A 12,628-nucleotide genomic window follows, 5' to 3' on the forward strand; every position below is an offset into this window, starting at 1 on the left:
CCCGTTGAAGGGTGCGTCTGATGATTCGATGCCTGCTGCTCGGTTGCCTCCTGCTGCTGAGTGCCTGCGCCAGCCAGGCGCCGCTGCCCGAGCAGACCCCGAGCGTGGCGTTGCCGTTGCAATTGCACATCCAGCGCCTGCAGGCCGAACAGCGCCAGGACTGGGTATTGGTCATCCAGCGTGAAGGCCCGGCGATACGCTGGTCGATGATGGACCTGCTGGGCATTCCCCAGGCCCGTCAGAAACTGATCGACGGCCATTGGCACGCCGATGGCCTGTTGCCGCCGAACCCGGAAGCCCGGGAGCTGTTCGCCGCACTGCTGTTTGCGCTGACCCCCAGGGATGAGCTGTCTGGCAACTACCCGGACGCGTGGCAACATGGCGCACAACGCTCGCTGCCAGAGCGCTGGGATGTCCGTTATTCACAACCATTGAGCTTCGAATTGAACCTGCCCAAAGGCCCGAAATATCAAATCACGTCCCTGAGCGGTGACACGCCATGACGGCCTACCTCAATGCCCTCGGGGTCGTCTGCGCCCTGGGCCACGATAAGCACGAAGTCGCCCGCAACCTGTTTGCCGGCGATTGCTCCGGCATGCGCAGCGAGGCCGGCTGGGTGGGGGAGCGGTCATTACCGGTCGGTGCAGTCACGGGCGAGCTCGTGGCTATTCCCGAAGAACTGCGCTGCCAACGCAGCCGCAACAATCAACTGCTGATGGAGGCCGCGCTGCAGATTCGCCACGACATCGACCAGGCCATCCAGACTTACGGCCGCGAGCGCATCGGTATCGTGCTGGGCACCAGCACTTCGGGCATCGACGAAGCCAGCCAGGGCCTGGCGCGTTACGTGCGCGAACAGCAATTCCCCGCCGACTACGACTACCAGCAACAGGAACTCGGCGCGCCGGCGAATTTTCTCGCCGACTGGCTGCAATTGAGCGGCCCGGCCTATGTGATCTCCACCGCCTGCACCTCCAGCGCACGCGCGTTGATGAGTGCCCAGCGCCTGCTCGACCTGGGCATCTGCGACGTGGTGCTGTGCGGAGGTGTCGACACCCTGTGCAAGCTGACCCTCAACGGCTTCTCGGCACTCGAAGCGGTGTCCGGGCAACGCTGCAATCCGTTTTCGGTGAACCGCAACGGCATCAATATCGGCGAAGCAGCCGTGCTGTTCCTGATGAGCAAACAGCCTGGCGACACCCAGCCGATTGCCCTGTTGGGCAGTGGCGCCAGTTCCGATGCGCACCACATTTCCGCCCCGGAACCCACCGGCCGTGGCGCCCAGCAGGCGATGCGCAAGGCGTTGAGCCGGGCCGGACTTGAGCCTGAGCAGATCGCCTACCTTAACCTGCATGGCACGGCCACCCAACACAACGACGCCATGGAAAGCCACGCGGTGGCGGCGTTGTTCCCGGCCGGCGTGCCCTGTTCTTCGAGCAAACCCATGACCGGTCATACCCTTGGCGCGGCCGGCGCGCTGGAAGCCGCGTTCTGCTGGTTGAGCCTGAGCAGCGACAACCGCGAGCACCGTCTGGCGCCGCATGTCTGGGACGGCCAGCCCGACCCGCAACTGCCGGCCCTGAAATGGGTGACTCCCGCCGATCGCCTGGCGTCCACTGGACCTCGCTACCTGATGAGCAATTCCTTCGCCTTCGGTGGCAACAACGTCAGCCTGATTATCGGAGACGCCCCATGATTGACTGGCCGCTCGCCGAACTGCTGCCCCATGCTGGCGACATGATCCTCATCGAGCAGATCCTGGCATTCGATGAAGAACAGATTCATACCCGCCTCAGGGTCAAGCCCGACGGCCTGTTCAACCTGCCCGACGGCAGCCTGCCCGCCTGGGTCGGTATCGAGCTGATGGCCCAGAGCGTCGCGGCCTTCGCCGGTTGCCATGCGCGCCAGCGCGGCGATGCCGTGGAGCTGGGCTTTTTGCTCGGTTCGCGCAAGTTCGAATGCAACGTCGACCGTTTCCCCGCCGGCACCGAGCTGACCCTGCACGGCATCCGTTCGCTGGAAGACGACAACGGCATGGGCGTGTTCGAGTGCCACATCAACGCACCCGGCATTCATGCCAGCGCCCGGCTGAACGTGTATCGCCCGCCTCAGGCGGCTCAATATCTTCATGAATCCGAAGGAGTCCAGTCATGACTGAATCCATACTGGTCACCGGTTCCAGCCGTGGCATCGGCCGCGCCATCGCCCTGCGCCTGGCACGGGCCGGGCATGACATCGTGCTGCATTGCCGCAGTGGCCTGGCGGACGCCCAAGCCGTGCAAGGCGAGATCGAGGCCCTGGGTCGCACTGTGCGCATCCTGCAATTCGACGTGTCCGACCGCGCCGGTTGCAAGGCCAAGCTTGAAGCCGACGTCGAAACCCATGGCGCCTATTACGGCGTGGTGCTCAACGCCGGGCTGACGCGTGATGGTGCTTTTCCGGCGCTGAGCGAGGATGATTGGGATGTGGTGATGCGTACCAACCTCGACGGTTTCTACAACGTGCTGCACCCGGTGATGATGCCGATGATTCGTCGTCGCGCCGCCGGGCGGATTGTCTGCATCACGTCGGTGTCGGGCTTGATCGGCAATCGCGGCCAGGTCAACTACAGCGCCTCCAAGGCTGGCTTGATCGGCGCGGCGAAAGCATTGGCGATCGAGCTGGGCAAGCGCAAGATCACCGTCAACTGTGTCGCACCCGGCCTGATCGACACAGCCATGCTCGATGAAAACGTGCCGGTGGATGAACTGATGAAAATGATCCCCGCAGGGCGCATGGGCACCGCTGAAGAGGTGGCCGGCGCGGTGAATTTCCTGATGTCGGCGGAAGCCTCGTACATCACCCGGCAGGTTCTGGCCGTCAATGGAGGCCTGTGCTGATGAAGCGCGTCGTCGTCACCGGCATGGCCGGCATCACCTCCCTGGGCAGCGACTGGGAAACCATCGCTGGCCACTTCGTGGCCAACCGCAGCGGCATTCGTCGAATGGATGAATGGGACCGCTTCACCGAACTCAATACGCGCCTGGCCGGGCCCATCGATGACTTCAAGGTGCCGAGCCACTGGACGCGCAAACAACTGCGCAGCATGGGCCGTGTTTCACGGCTGGCCGTCGGCGCGGCGGAACAGGCGCTGGCCGACGCCGGACTGCTCGGTGACGAATCGATCAAGGACGGGCGCATGGGCGTCGCCTGCGGTTCCTCGACCGGCAGCACCGACGAGATCAAGGCATTCGGCAACATGCTGCTCAACTCGGTGGCCGAAGGCCTGAACGCCAATTCCTACGTGCGCATGATGCCGCACACCACGGCGGCCAACATCAGCATTTTCTTCGGCCTCACCGGCCGCCTGATCCCCACCTCCAGCGCTTGCACCAGCGGCAGCCAGGGCATCGGCTATGCCTACGAAGCCATCAAGTTCGGCCGCCTGCCGCTGATGCTCGCCGGCGGCGCCGAAGAACTGTGCCCCACCGAAGCCATGGTCTTCGACGCGCTCTACGCCACCAGCCTGAAAAACAGCGCCCCGCACACCACCCCACGCCCCTACGACAAAGGGCGCGACGGCCTGGTGATCGGTGAAGGCGGCGGCATGCTGGTGCTCGAAGAACTGGAACACGCCCTGGCGCGGGGTGCCCGTATCCATGCCGAACTCGTCGGCTTCGGCAGCAATGCCGACGGCCAACACACCACCCGACCGGAGCAAGTCACCATGCGCCGGGCCATGGAGCTGGCCCTGGAAGACGCGGGCTTGAGCCCTGCCGACATCGGCTACGTCAACGGTCACGGCACGGCCACCGAACAGGGCGACATCGCCGAAACCCTGGCTACCAGCAGCCTGTTCGGCGAACACATGCCGATCAGCTCGCAAAAGAGCTTCCTCGGCCACACCCTTGGCGCCTGTGGCGCACTGGAGTCCTGGTTCAGCATCGAAATGATGAACCGCGACCTGTATGCGCACACGCTGAACCTTGATGAGGTCGACCCGCACTGCGGCAAACTGGATTACCTGCGGGGCGAGTTCCGGCAGATGAGTAATCAGTATGTGATGAACAATAATTTTGCGTTTGGCGGGGTGAATACTTCGTTGATTTTCAAGCGCTGGGCGTAAGCAAAATCAAAAGATCGCAGCCTGCGGCAGCTCCTACAGGGAATGGTGTACACCTGTAGGAGCTGCCGCAGGCTGCGATCTTTTCTAACGTGCAATATGGTTTTTTCAGGGTGGATCGAGGTTATCCAGGACCCGATTCACCGCCAGTTCCCCCAGCATGATCGATTGCTGAATCCCCAGCAGTGTGTGGCTCTGCGTGGCGTTCAGGCTCCTCGCGAAGTCGCTCGCCATGACATTGGCTGATGCCAGTGAAACGCAGGCGTACTCCAGCAGGGTGTGGTTGTCGATTTCGGGGGCGATGAGGAAGATATTGCTGGGTTGGTGTGGAGTGTCTGGGTCGGAATCCGGTGGGTTTGAGCTATTGGTCATGATTCAGCGTCCTGACAGTGGGGGCCACACCGAATCGCTACTGATCAAAAGGGTGGCAGCTGTACGCAGGTTAGTAGACCGGGCAAAGCGAAAACCGGCGCGCCCGAAGGCGCCCTGCGCACAGCTACCGTCAAGGGCAGGTATGGACATACCTGCCTATCAGGAGCGCATGTGCACTTCGATTTGCTAAGGGCTACTAAACCCGATCACTGACAATCAGTGACCCCGTTCAAGCTACCGATGGCCCTCAAAACGCACAAGCCGGCCGATTCTGGAGTAGTTGTAGGCAACGCCGCAAGGCGCTGTAGCCTCTCCGGGATAGTTCAGAAATGTCCCACGAGCAGCGGCGAAAAATCTGAGCCTGTGGGAGCGAGCTTGCTCGCGATGGTCGTTAACGATGACGTGGGGTTCCTGGGTGCACGCAGTGTGCTTTGGTTCATCGCGAGCAAGCTCGCTCCTACAGCGGTTCAACCTTGCGTGTGAGCAGTTCAACAAACGCCCGAGCCATCGGCGATTTCTGGTCCTTGCGCTGCACCAGCCACACCGCCGACACCGCCGCCGGATCGAGCAGTGGTCGATAGATCACGCCATCAATACGCATTCGCTGGTAAGACGCCGGCAGCACCGAAACACCGAGCCCCGCCGCTACCAGCCCGATGATGGTCATCGCCTCGCCGGCCTCCTGGGCGAAGTGAGGGCTGAAGCCGGCATCCCGGGCCAGGCTGAGCAGTTGCGCGTACAGGCCGCTGCCGTAGCTGCGCGGAAAAAACACAAAGGGCTCAAGCGCCAGGGCTGACAGAAACAAGCCCTCCTCGCTGCCCTCTACCAACGGGTGCTTGGCGCTGAGAACGGCGACCAGCGGTTCGCGCATCAGCTCGACCACACTGAGCGAATCGGGCAGCCCGAGCGGGCGCATGATGCCGACTTCGATCGACTCATCCACCAGCGCATCGGCCACCTGGGTACTACTCATTTCCCGTAGGTTCAGGTGCACTGCCGGAAAACGCTGGCGAAATGAAAAAATCGCCTGGGGAATGGTCGAGTTGAACGGTGCCGAAGAGGTGAAGCCAATTTTCAGTTCACCCAACTCGCCCAGCTGTGCCCGCCGCGCGACATCCGCCGCCTTGTCCACTTGCGCCAGCACCAACCGCGCCTCTTCCAGGAACAGCCGACCAGCCTCGCTCAGCTCGACCCGACGATTGGTACGTTCGAACAAGCGTGCGCCGACTTCCTGCTCCAACGCCTGAATCTGCTGGCTCAGCGGCGGTTGCGAGATGCCAAGCACCTGCGCGGCGCGGCCGAAGTGCAGTTCTTCGGCGACGGCGATGAAGTAGCGCAGATGACGCAATTCCATGAATACCCCATTAGGTCGTTAAAGCTATCAAACAGGTCGAACAATATATTGGATTGAATCATTAGCCGGCTATATGCTTTTTTCATTGCCTGACCGGCTGCGCTCCTCCGAGGTCCACCGTGAAAACTGCTGTTGCTCCACTCGCCCATGAAGTTCCACCTGCCGCACAGGGCGAAGTCGTCGCCGAGCTGGCGGAGATCTACATCGAAAAAGGCACGCCTGCGTTCATGCGCACGGTACTGGCGCTGTTCTGCGGCGGCTTCGCCACCTTCGCCCTGCTCTACTGCGTGCAGCCGATGATGCCGCTGTTGTCCCACGAATATTCCATCAACGCGGCGCAGAGCAGCCTGATCCTCTCGGTGGCTACAGGCATGCTTGCCATTGGCCTGCTGATCACGGGCCCCATATCCGACCGCATCGGCCGCAAACCGGTGATGGTGGCGGCACTGTTCGCCGCCGCACTGTGCACCATGGCCAGCGCGATGATGCCGAGCTGGCACGGCGTGCTGGTCATGCGCGCGCTGATCGGTTTGTCGTTGAGCGGGCTGGCAGCGGTGGCGATGACCTATTTGAGCGAAGAGATTCACCCGCAGCACATCGGCCTCGCCATGGGCCTGTACATCGGCGGCAATGCCATTGGCGGGATGAGCGGGCGTCTTATCACCGGCGTACTGATCGACTTCGTCAGCTGGCACACGGCAATGCTGGTGATCGGCGGCCTGGCGCTGATGGCGGCAGCGGTGTTCTGGAAAATCCTCCCCGAATCACGCAACTTCCGCCCCCGCTCACTGCACCCGCGTAGCCTGGTCGACGGTTTCACCATGCACTTTCGCGACGCCGGCCTGCCGCTGCTGTTCCTCGAAGCCTTTGTGCTGATGGGGGCGTTCGTCACCTTGTTCAACTACGTCGGCTACCGCCTGCTGGCCGAGCCCTATCACATGGAACAGGCCTTCGTCGGACTGCTCTCGGTGGTGTACCTCTCGGGTATCTACAGCTCGGCGAAAATCGGCTCGCTGGCCGACCGGCTCGGCCGCCGCAAAGTGCTCTGGAGCACGATCGCGCTGATGCTCGGCGGTCTCGCCCTGACGATGTTCACGCCATTGCCGCTGGTGATCATCGGCATGCTGATCTTCACGTTCGGTTTCTTCGGCGCCCACTCGGTCGCCAGCAGCTGGATCGGCCGCCGTGCCATCAAGGCCAAGGGCCAGGCATCGTCCTTGTACCTGTTCTGCTACTACGCCGGGGGGAGCATTGCCGGTACGGCGGGCGGCGTGTTCTGGCACCTGGGCGGCTGGAATGGCATCGGTCTGTTCATTGGTGGGCTGCTGGTGGTGGCGTTGCTGGTGGCGTTGAAACTGGCGAAGTTGCCGCCGCTGCCGGGAGCCGGCGCGACTATCTGAGTACCATCCGCGCCTCCAGCACCGTGTTGCGCTTTTCCAGGGTCAAGGATTGCAACACGGTGCCATTGCGTTCGATGCGGTCCAGCCAGGCCAGCAAGGCCTTGGCATCACCGCTGAGACTGAGGCGCAACTGATCGCCGTCGGTGTTGACCTGATGCAGTTCCAGCCCCGCCTCGGTGGCGCTTTCACTGACGTGCAGCGACAGCGGCTGGGTGACAGGTTCGCGTGTGCTGCGCGGACGCGCCAGCTGCAGTTGCGCCGCCAGTGCCAGTTGCTGATGGTACTGACGCTCGGCAGTCGCAAGGCGCTGCTGTGTCGGTTGCCAGACCAGGCTGAATGCCGCGACGCCAAAGACAAACACCCCCAACATCAGCAACAGCCGACGTTCGCGCAGCGACAGGCGTTGCCAGCGCTGCGGGAGCGCCAGCCATGGGATCAATCCATTCAGAGTCATGCGCCTTGCTCCAGGGTCAGGGTCGCCCGCACCCGATCGCCTTCCTTGCTCGCGCTGTCGAGTCGCACAGGCAAACCTTGCTGACGGCCACGCTCGCGCAGTAACTCCAGTTCGGTAAAGCTGTTGGCGGTCAGCTGGACTTTCCAACCATCGCTTTCGCGAAACTCAATGCGCTGGACATCGACGTTGCTGGCACCGATGACTTGCTCGACGAGCTTGACCAGCCCGGCGATATGACCATCCTGGGAGGCCGCATTCGGGCTTTGCAAGGCCTTGAGTTGTAACCCCAGGTCAACGATGCGGGTCTGGTCCGGGTAAAACGCCTTGAATTGCTGCTCGTTGCGGCTGTATAGCTGACGGGTCTGGTTTTCGAGAAAACCGATACGTGCCGCGCTGGCGCCCCAGTCGAGCAGCAACAGCGCCAGTCCGCCGAGCCGCCAGGGCAGGCGCTTGCGACGCGCAGCGAAATCACCGTGCAACAGATTGATTGCCTGTCCATGCACCGAGGCCAGCCATTGATCGATATCAGGGCAGTCCTGACGCTCATCGCGCCACTGCACGTCCATGGGCAAGCCCGGCTTGAGCGCCAGCAAATCCTCATCCGACAAGGTCAGGCGAGCCGGCAAGCCGCCCCCGAGCAACCAGCGGCCAAACCAGCGGATACCGAGCGCCTGGTCACGGGGCAACACATCGGCATCGACAAACACGGATCGCACTACAACACCCACACCGGCAAGCAGCGCGAGCACGGCGGCGAATCGTTCGCGGTCGATCACCATCACCGGGTAGCGACCTTGTGCATCGCGCGCACCGGTGCTCAGGTGCAGCTTTTCCAGGGCTTCGCTCAGTTGCTCTTCGACGGCGAAGGCGATGGCTTGGGCATCAGGCTGGCGCCTGGACGGCCATGGATCACTGATTAACCAACTGCACAGCTCCATGGGCAGCAACACATCGACCTCCTGCCCAACCAGTGCCTGTGCCGCTTGGTCCAAGGGCAAGAGCTGCCGTTCGCCGGTCGAGGTCCATAGGCAACAAGGCCAGGCGAGCGTGGGCAGGGCCAAGCCTTCGGCCGTCAGGTAAAGCCAGGTTTTCATTGCGGTATCTCGTTGAGGGTCGAGGGTAGGACACGCCGTTGCAGGATGTTCAGTTGTCGCGTCTTCGGGTCGCGTTCGACATCGGTGGCCAGACGCAGATGGCCCTGGCCCTGGGTCACTTGCACGGTGATCCGGTACCAGCGGCTGTCAACGCCCAGGCCATGGCTGCTCAAGCCCAAGCCGGATAACAGCGGGTCCTGGGTAAACGCTTGAACGTTTGGCCAGCCTGCCGTGGAACGCTGGCGTACCAGGGCTTCGGCCGTTGTACTCTCGACACCGTCGAGCGCGCGCAACACCAACGCCGGTGCCGTGTTGATGTTCGTCGCGGCCTCTACCGGCAACAGCGCGACCCAGGGCGCCAGGCGACTCAACAACTCACCGTCGACACCCGGAAGCAGTCGCAATTGGCTGAGCTCGCGCAACGCCCCCACTTGCTCCAGTTGCAGCGGCGGCAGTTCGAGCAGCACCAGCAAACGCATCCAGCGATTGAGCGTGACTTGGTCGATCTGGCCCTGAATCAACAGGGCATTGACGTTGAAGCGCCCGGCCAGGTCCTCGATATCGACAAGGATCTGCGCGTCTTCAATAGCGAAAGCGCTGGATGGCTGAGCAATCGGGTCGCTATCTTTTTGCTGGGCCTCGAGCAAGCCCAGGCCCCAGGTTTCCCCGGCGACGCCAAGTTGCCGCAGGTGCATCTGCTGCAGCTGTTGCCCGGTGCTTTGCAGTAACGCGCGATGGCTGCGCAGCATGCCGCCGATGATCAACAGCGCCAGGCTCATGACCAGCAACACACTGATCAATGCAACGCCGCGTTGATTGGCCCTCATGGAAATGACCCCGGCAATGACAGCACTCGGCGTATCGCTTCGAAACGCCCTGCCGACACCTGCATTTCCACCGCCAGGGGCGCCTTCTGGTTCGGCCCGGTCGGCCAATCAGCGCGCCAGCCAACCTGACTGTCGTACAGGCGCCAACGCAGGTCTCGAACATCGTCCAGCAGTTTTTGTCGCTGTACGCTCTGCGCCCCTTCTGCCCGGCTGTCGCGCCACAGCACGCCGTTGTCGAGTCGATAGGTCAGCACCTGGCGCTCACTGCGTGGCAAGTCCAGTGGATTACGCCAATTGCTGCGCACCAGTTGCAGCTGCGTCGGGTCAGGCACCACAGGCTGTTGGGCGATGTGCAGCAGGTCGCGTTCGATCACTGCCACGGCGCGTTGCAGCTTTCTGAGTTCTCGTTCGTGGCTCTGGGTGCCCTGCTGCACGCGCACCACACTGTCGAACAGCGTCCAGCTGGCCAGCCCCAGCAATGCGAAAATCGCAATGGCAATAACCAGTTCCAGCAGGGTGAATCCGCCCTGCTCATTCATGCCGATTGGCCATCCAGCCGGTGGCGCGGAACAGGCTGTGGTCACGACCGGCAAGGCCGACCTCGACCTCGACCGCCAACCCATGCGGATCACTCGCCATACGTACGGATTGACGTACAACCCAGTCGCGATCTCCCATGCTCACCACCCGTTGGGACTGTGAAATCACCGGGGACGATTGCAGGCGCAACTCGTTCAGTTGGTTGTCCGCCACCCAGGCCGCGAGAAGGCGCTCCTCGGCAGCGCCCGCCTGTCTCACCACGTATTGGCTGGCGGACAGCACGGCGGTGGCCAGGGTTGCGAAAATCGCCAGGGCCACCATGACTTCAAGCAAGGTGAAGCCACCCATGCGCGATGGCTCAGTCATCGATCATGACCTCGCCGACGCCATCGCTGGACAGGCTCGCCCAGACTCTGTCTTTGCCAGCAAACGTCAGGGAGAAGGTGCTGGTTTCATCGCTGCTGTACAGCTGAATCTGGGGTTGACCGGCATCAGCGCCCAGGCTCATGGAATAGCCCTCCTGTTCAAGGCTCAGGCGCAAGCCGTCGGGCCATCGGTAGAAGGCTGCCAGCGGCTCCCAGCCACGCCCATCGAGGCGCATTGCCCGGTATCCTTCGACGCTCAGTCGCACACCGTATTCCCGCCCCTCGAGCACTGCCTGTTCACGCAGTTGGCGGATGAAACCAGCAAGCGCACCCGCTTCCTGCCTGGCTTGCTGAGCCGGGTTAACGCCAGCAGCCAGACTCACCATGCCCACCAGCACGCCGATCAGGACGATCACGATCATCATTTCCAGCAAGGTAAATCCCCGACATCGGCGTGGCATGCTTCAACCACCCCAGTTGCCGATTTCCGCCGCGTGCCCCTCGCCACCCGTTACGCCATCGGAGCCAAGGGAATACAGGTCATAGCCGCCATCGTCCGATTTCACGCCGGGATTGAGGTACTGATAGGGCGTGCCCCACGGGTCAACGGGCAAGCTTTTCAGGTAACCCTGCGGGTTCCAGCTCCGCGGCGTCGGCACCCCGGAAGGACGCTTGCTCAAGGCCTCCAGCCCTTGTTGCGTGGAGGGGTAGTGGAGATTGTCGAGGCGATACATTTCCAGGGCGGTGCCGATGGCCTGTAGATCGATTCTGGCGGCGGTGACCTTGGCCTGATCGGGACGGCTCATAAACTGCGGCACCACGATGGCCCCCAGGATGCCGATGATGACCACCACCACCATGATCTCGATCAGGGTAAAACCGTGCTGGGACGTTCTGTGACGCAGAGCATTCATGGGTCAATTCACCAATTGGTTGAGGCTGAGAATCGGAAGCAGAATGGCCAGGACGATCAGCAGCACGACGCCGCCCATCAGCACGAGCATGGCCGGCTCGAAAAGGCTCACCACCAGGGCGATACGCGCTGCCAGACTGCTTTCCTGTTGTTCGGCGGCACGGGCCAGCATGCGATCGAGTTCGCCCGCCCGTTCACCACTGGCGATCATGTGCAGCATCATCGGCGGGATGTCGCCGCTCAATTCCAGGCCATGGGTCAGGGTTCCACCCTCGCGGACCGAGCGGGCGACATCGGCCATGCGCGCGCGGATGGTCAGGTTGCCGATCACCGCAGCAGCGATTTCCAGTGCATCGACCAGGGGCACGGCGCTTTTGCCGAGGATGGCCAGGGTGCTGGCAAATCGTGCGGCTTCCATCGCGCGCAGCACGTCGCCACAGACCGGCAGGTTCAACGCCAGGCGATGCCAGCGCAGGCGCCAGGCCCGTTGCCTCAAACTCCAGCGCCAGAGGGCGATCAACAGCGCCAGCGCGACGATCAACAACAGGCCATGGTGGCGCAAGCCGTCACTGGTGCGGATCAACGCCCGAGTCAACCACGGCAACGCCTGGCCACTGTCGACGAAAATCTTCACCACGTCCGGCACCACGTAGCCGAGCAGAAAGCCAACGATGACTACGCTTGCCAACATCAGGATCAACGGGTACACCAGCGCCATCTGGATTTTTTGCCGTGAGGCCTGGCGGGCCTGGGTATACGCGGCCAATTGCTCCAGTACATGGCCCAGATGACCGGAACGTTCGCCGGCGGCCACGGTGGCGCGGAACAGTTCGGGGAACGCCTTGGGAAACTGCTCCAATGCAGTGGCCAGGGCATGACCTTCCATGACCCGGCTCCTGACCGCTGAGAGCAGACTGGCAACCCGGCGCTTGGCACTCTGTTTAGCCACGGCCTCAAGGGACTCTTCCAGGGGCAAACCGGCCTGCACCAGCGTGGACAACTGCAGGGTCAGCAGTGCCAGGTCGGCGGTGCTCAACCGCCCAGGCCTGTTGTCGCCAGCAGCGACGCGGATTTCCTTGATGTCGCGCGGCCACAACCCGCGCTCACGCAACAGTTGCCGCGCATGCCGGGGATTATCGGCCTCCAGCCGCCCCTTGCGCCGGCGGCCCTGATAGTCATCGGCCCGGTAATCGAATGTCGGCACTGA

Annotated in this window: 16 protein-coding genes; 6 read left to right on the forward strand and 10 right to left on the reverse strand. The window is 62.7% G+C overall.

What is annotated here, in order from left to right; all coding sequences use genetic code 11:
• Positions 1-20: 20 nt before the first annotated feature.
• Genes NPS56_RS19230 through NPS56_RS19250 form a run of 5 tightly spaced genes read left to right on the forward strand, consistent with a single transcriptional unit; the run spans position 21 to position 4,105 of the window.
• Complete coding sequence (locus NPS56_RS19230) at positions 21-503, forward strand: hypothetical protein (RefSeq protein WP_274076070.1); 483 nt, start codon at positions 21-23, stop codon at positions 501-503.
• Entirely contained in the window at positions 500-1,696 is a 1,197-nt protein-coding gene (locus NPS56_RS19235; RefSeq protein WP_274076071.1) for a beta-ketoacyl-[acyl-carrier-protein] synthase family protein, read from the forward strand. The genes NPS56_RS19230 and NPS56_RS19235 overlap by 4 nt, the downstream gene beginning before the upstream one ends.
• The gene (locus NPS56_RS19240; protein ID WP_274076072.1) at positions 1,693-2,154 is read left to right on the forward strand and encodes a hotdog family protein; all 462 of its coding nucleotides are present in this window, start codon (positions 1,693-1,695) and stop codon (positions 2,152-2,154) included. Before NPS56_RS19235 ends, NPS56_RS19240 begins: the two co-directional genes overlap by 4 nt.
• Positions 2,151-2,879, forward strand: a complete 729-nt coding sequence (gene fabG / locus NPS56_RS19245) for a 3-oxoacyl-ACP reductase FabG (RefSeq protein ID WP_274076073.1) — start codon at positions 2,151-2,153, stop codon at positions 2,877-2,879. The genes NPS56_RS19240 and fabG overlap by 4 nt, the downstream gene beginning before the upstream one ends.
• Positions 2,879-4,105, forward strand: coding sequence for a beta-ketoacyl-ACP synthase (locus NPS56_RS19250; RefSeq protein WP_274076074.1), 1,227 nt, complete (start codon positions 2,879-2,881; stop codon positions 4,103-4,105). The genes fabG and NPS56_RS19250 overlap by 1 nt, the downstream gene beginning before the upstream one ends.
• A 105-nt stretch (positions 4,106-4,210) precedes the next feature.
• Here NPS56_RS19250 and NPS56_RS19255 read toward each other — a convergent pair whose 3' ends face one another.
• Both NPS56_RS19255 and NPS56_RS19260 read right to left on the reverse strand, forming a co-directional pair.
• Positions 4,211-4,474 carry a DUF6124 family protein gene (locus NPS56_RS19255; protein ID WP_274076075.1) on the reverse strand — a complete coding sequence of 88 codons (264 nt, stop codon included), beginning with the start codon at positions 4,472-4,474 and terminating at the stop codon, positions 4,211-4,213.
• A 457-nt stretch (positions 4,475-4,931) separates the two neighbouring features.
• On the reverse strand, positions 4,932-5,828 hold the full coding sequence (locus tag NPS56_RS19260) for a LysR family transcriptional regulator (protein WP_274076076.1): 897 nt from the start codon (positions 5,826-5,828) through the stop codon (positions 4,932-4,934).
• 119 nt (positions 5,829-5,947) lie between these two features.
• On the opposite strand from NPS56_RS19260, the gene NPS56_RS19265 reads away from it, so the two are divergent.
• A complete protein-coding gene (locus NPS56_RS19265) occupies positions 5,948-7,228 on the forward strand; it encodes an MFS transporter (RefSeq protein ID WP_274076077.1) in 1,281 nt (426 codons plus the stop codon).
• Here the strand turns inward: NPS56_RS19265 and gspM are convergent.
• The 8 genes from gspM to gspF are packed head-to-tail and all read right to left on the reverse strand — an operon-like array spanning position 7,221 to position 12,625.
• On the reverse strand, positions 7,221-7,682 hold the full coding sequence (gene gspM, locus NPS56_RS19270; protein ID WP_274076078.1) for a type II secretion system protein GspM: 462 nt from the start codon (positions 7,680-7,682) through the stop codon (positions 7,221-7,223). The two genes, NPS56_RS19265 and gspM, sit on opposite strands and share 8 nt — an antisense overlap.
• Positions 7,679-8,776 carry a type II secretion system protein GspL gene (gene gspL, locus NPS56_RS19275; RefSeq protein WP_274076079.1) on the reverse strand — a complete coding sequence of 366 codons (1,098 nt, stop codon included), beginning with the start codon at positions 8,774-8,776 and terminating at the stop codon, positions 7,679-7,681. Before gspL ends, gspM begins: the two co-directional genes overlap by 4 nt.
• Complete coding sequence (locus tag NPS56_RS19280) at positions 8,773-9,603, reverse strand: type II secretion system protein GspK (RefSeq protein ID WP_274076080.1); 831 nt, start codon at positions 9,601-9,603, stop codon at positions 8,773-8,775. Before NPS56_RS19280 ends, gspL begins: the two co-directional genes overlap by 4 nt.
• Complete coding sequence (locus NPS56_RS19285) at positions 9,600-10,142, reverse strand: type II secretion system protein GspJ (protein WP_274076081.1); 543 nt, start codon at positions 10,140-10,142, stop codon at positions 9,600-9,602. Before NPS56_RS19285 ends, NPS56_RS19280 begins: the two co-directional genes overlap by 4 nt.
• Positions 10,135-10,509 carry a type II secretion system minor pseudopilin GspI gene (gspI, locus tag NPS56_RS19290; RefSeq protein WP_274076082.1) on the reverse strand — a complete coding sequence of 125 codons (375 nt, stop codon included), beginning with the start codon at positions 10,507-10,509 and terminating at the stop codon, positions 10,135-10,137. The genes NPS56_RS19285 and gspI overlap by 8 nt, the downstream gene beginning before the upstream one ends.
• Positions 10,502-10,969, reverse strand: coding sequence for a type II secretion system minor pseudopilin GspH (gene gspH / locus NPS56_RS19295; protein WP_274076083.1), 468 nt, complete (start codon positions 10,967-10,969; stop codon positions 10,502-10,504). The genes gspI and gspH overlap by 8 nt, the downstream gene beginning before the upstream one ends.
• A gap of 3 nt (positions 10,970-10,972) precedes the next feature.
• On the reverse strand, positions 10,973-11,422 hold the full coding sequence (gspG, locus tag NPS56_RS19300) for a type II secretion system major pseudopilin GspG (RefSeq protein WP_274076084.1): 450 nt from the start codon (positions 11,420-11,422) through the stop codon (positions 10,973-10,975).
• A gap of 3 nt (positions 11,423-11,425) precedes the next feature.
• Positions 11,426-12,625 carry a type II secretion system inner membrane protein GspF gene (gene gspF, locus NPS56_RS19305; RefSeq protein WP_274076085.1) on the reverse strand — a complete coding sequence of 400 codons (1,200 nt, stop codon included), beginning with the start codon at positions 12,623-12,625 and terminating at the stop codon, positions 11,426-11,428.
• Positions 12,626-12,628 lie beyond the last annotated feature (3 nt).

The organism is Pseudomonas putida (assembly GCF_028682635.1).
In the GTDB taxonomy this organism is placed as follows: domain Bacteria; phylum Pseudomonadota; class Gammaproteobacteria; order Pseudomonadales; family Pseudomonadaceae; genus Aquipseudomonas; species Aquipseudomonas putida_AE.

Bases quoted from the DNA above. Each gene is read 5' to 3' on its own strand.
- NPS56_RS19230 (WP_274076070.1), top strand. From the start codon at position 21: ATGATTCGATGCCTGCTGCTCGGTTGCCTCCTGCTGCTGAGTGCCTGC.
- NPS56_RS19235 (WP_274076071.1), top strand. From the start codon at position 500: ATGACGGCCTACCTCAATGCCCTCGGGGTCGTCTGCGCCCTGGGCCAC.
- NPS56_RS19240 (WP_274076072.1), top strand. From the start codon at position 1,693: ATGATTGACTGGCCGCTCGCCGAACTGCTGCCCCATGCTGGCGACATG.
- fabG (WP_274076073.1), top strand. From the start codon at position 2,151: ATGACTGAATCCATACTGGTCACCGGTTCCAGCCGTGGCATCGGCCGC.
- NPS56_RS19250 (WP_274076074.1), top strand. From the start codon at position 2,879: ATGAAGCGCGTCGTCGTCACCGGCATGGCCGGCATCACCTCCCTGGGC.
- NPS56_RS19255 (WP_274076075.1), bottom strand. From the start codon at position 4,474: ATGACCAATAGCTCAAACCCACCGGATTCCGACCCAGACACTCCACAC.
- NPS56_RS19260 (WP_274076076.1), bottom strand. From the start codon at position 5,828: ATGGAATTGCGTCATCTGCGCTACTTCATCGCCGTCGCCGAAGAACTG.
- gspM (WP_274076078.1), bottom strand. From the start codon at position 7,682: ATGACTCTGAATGGATTGATCCCATGGCTGGCGCTCCCGCAGCGCTGG.
- gspL (WP_274076079.1), bottom strand. From the start codon at position 8,776: ATGAAAACCTGGCTTTACCTGACGGCCGAAGGCTTGGCCCTGCCCACG.
- NPS56_RS19280 (WP_274076080.1), bottom strand. From the start codon at position 9,603: ATGAGGGCCAATCAACGCGGCGTTGCATTGATCAGTGTGTTGCTGGTC.
- NPS56_RS19285 (WP_274076081.1), bottom strand. From the start codon at position 10,142: ATGAATGAGCAGGGCGGATTCACCCTGCTGGAACTGGTTATTGCCATT.
- gspI (WP_274076082.1), bottom strand. From the start codon at position 10,509: ATGACTGAGCCATCGCGCATGGGTGGCTTCACCTTGCTTGAAGTCATG.
- gspH (WP_274076083.1), bottom strand. From the start codon at position 10,969: ATGCCACGCCGATGTCGGGGATTTACCTTGCTGGAAATGATGATCGTG.
- gspG (WP_274076084.1), bottom strand. From the start codon at position 11,422: ATGAATGCTCTGCGTCACAGAACGTCCCAGCACGGTTTTACCCTGATC.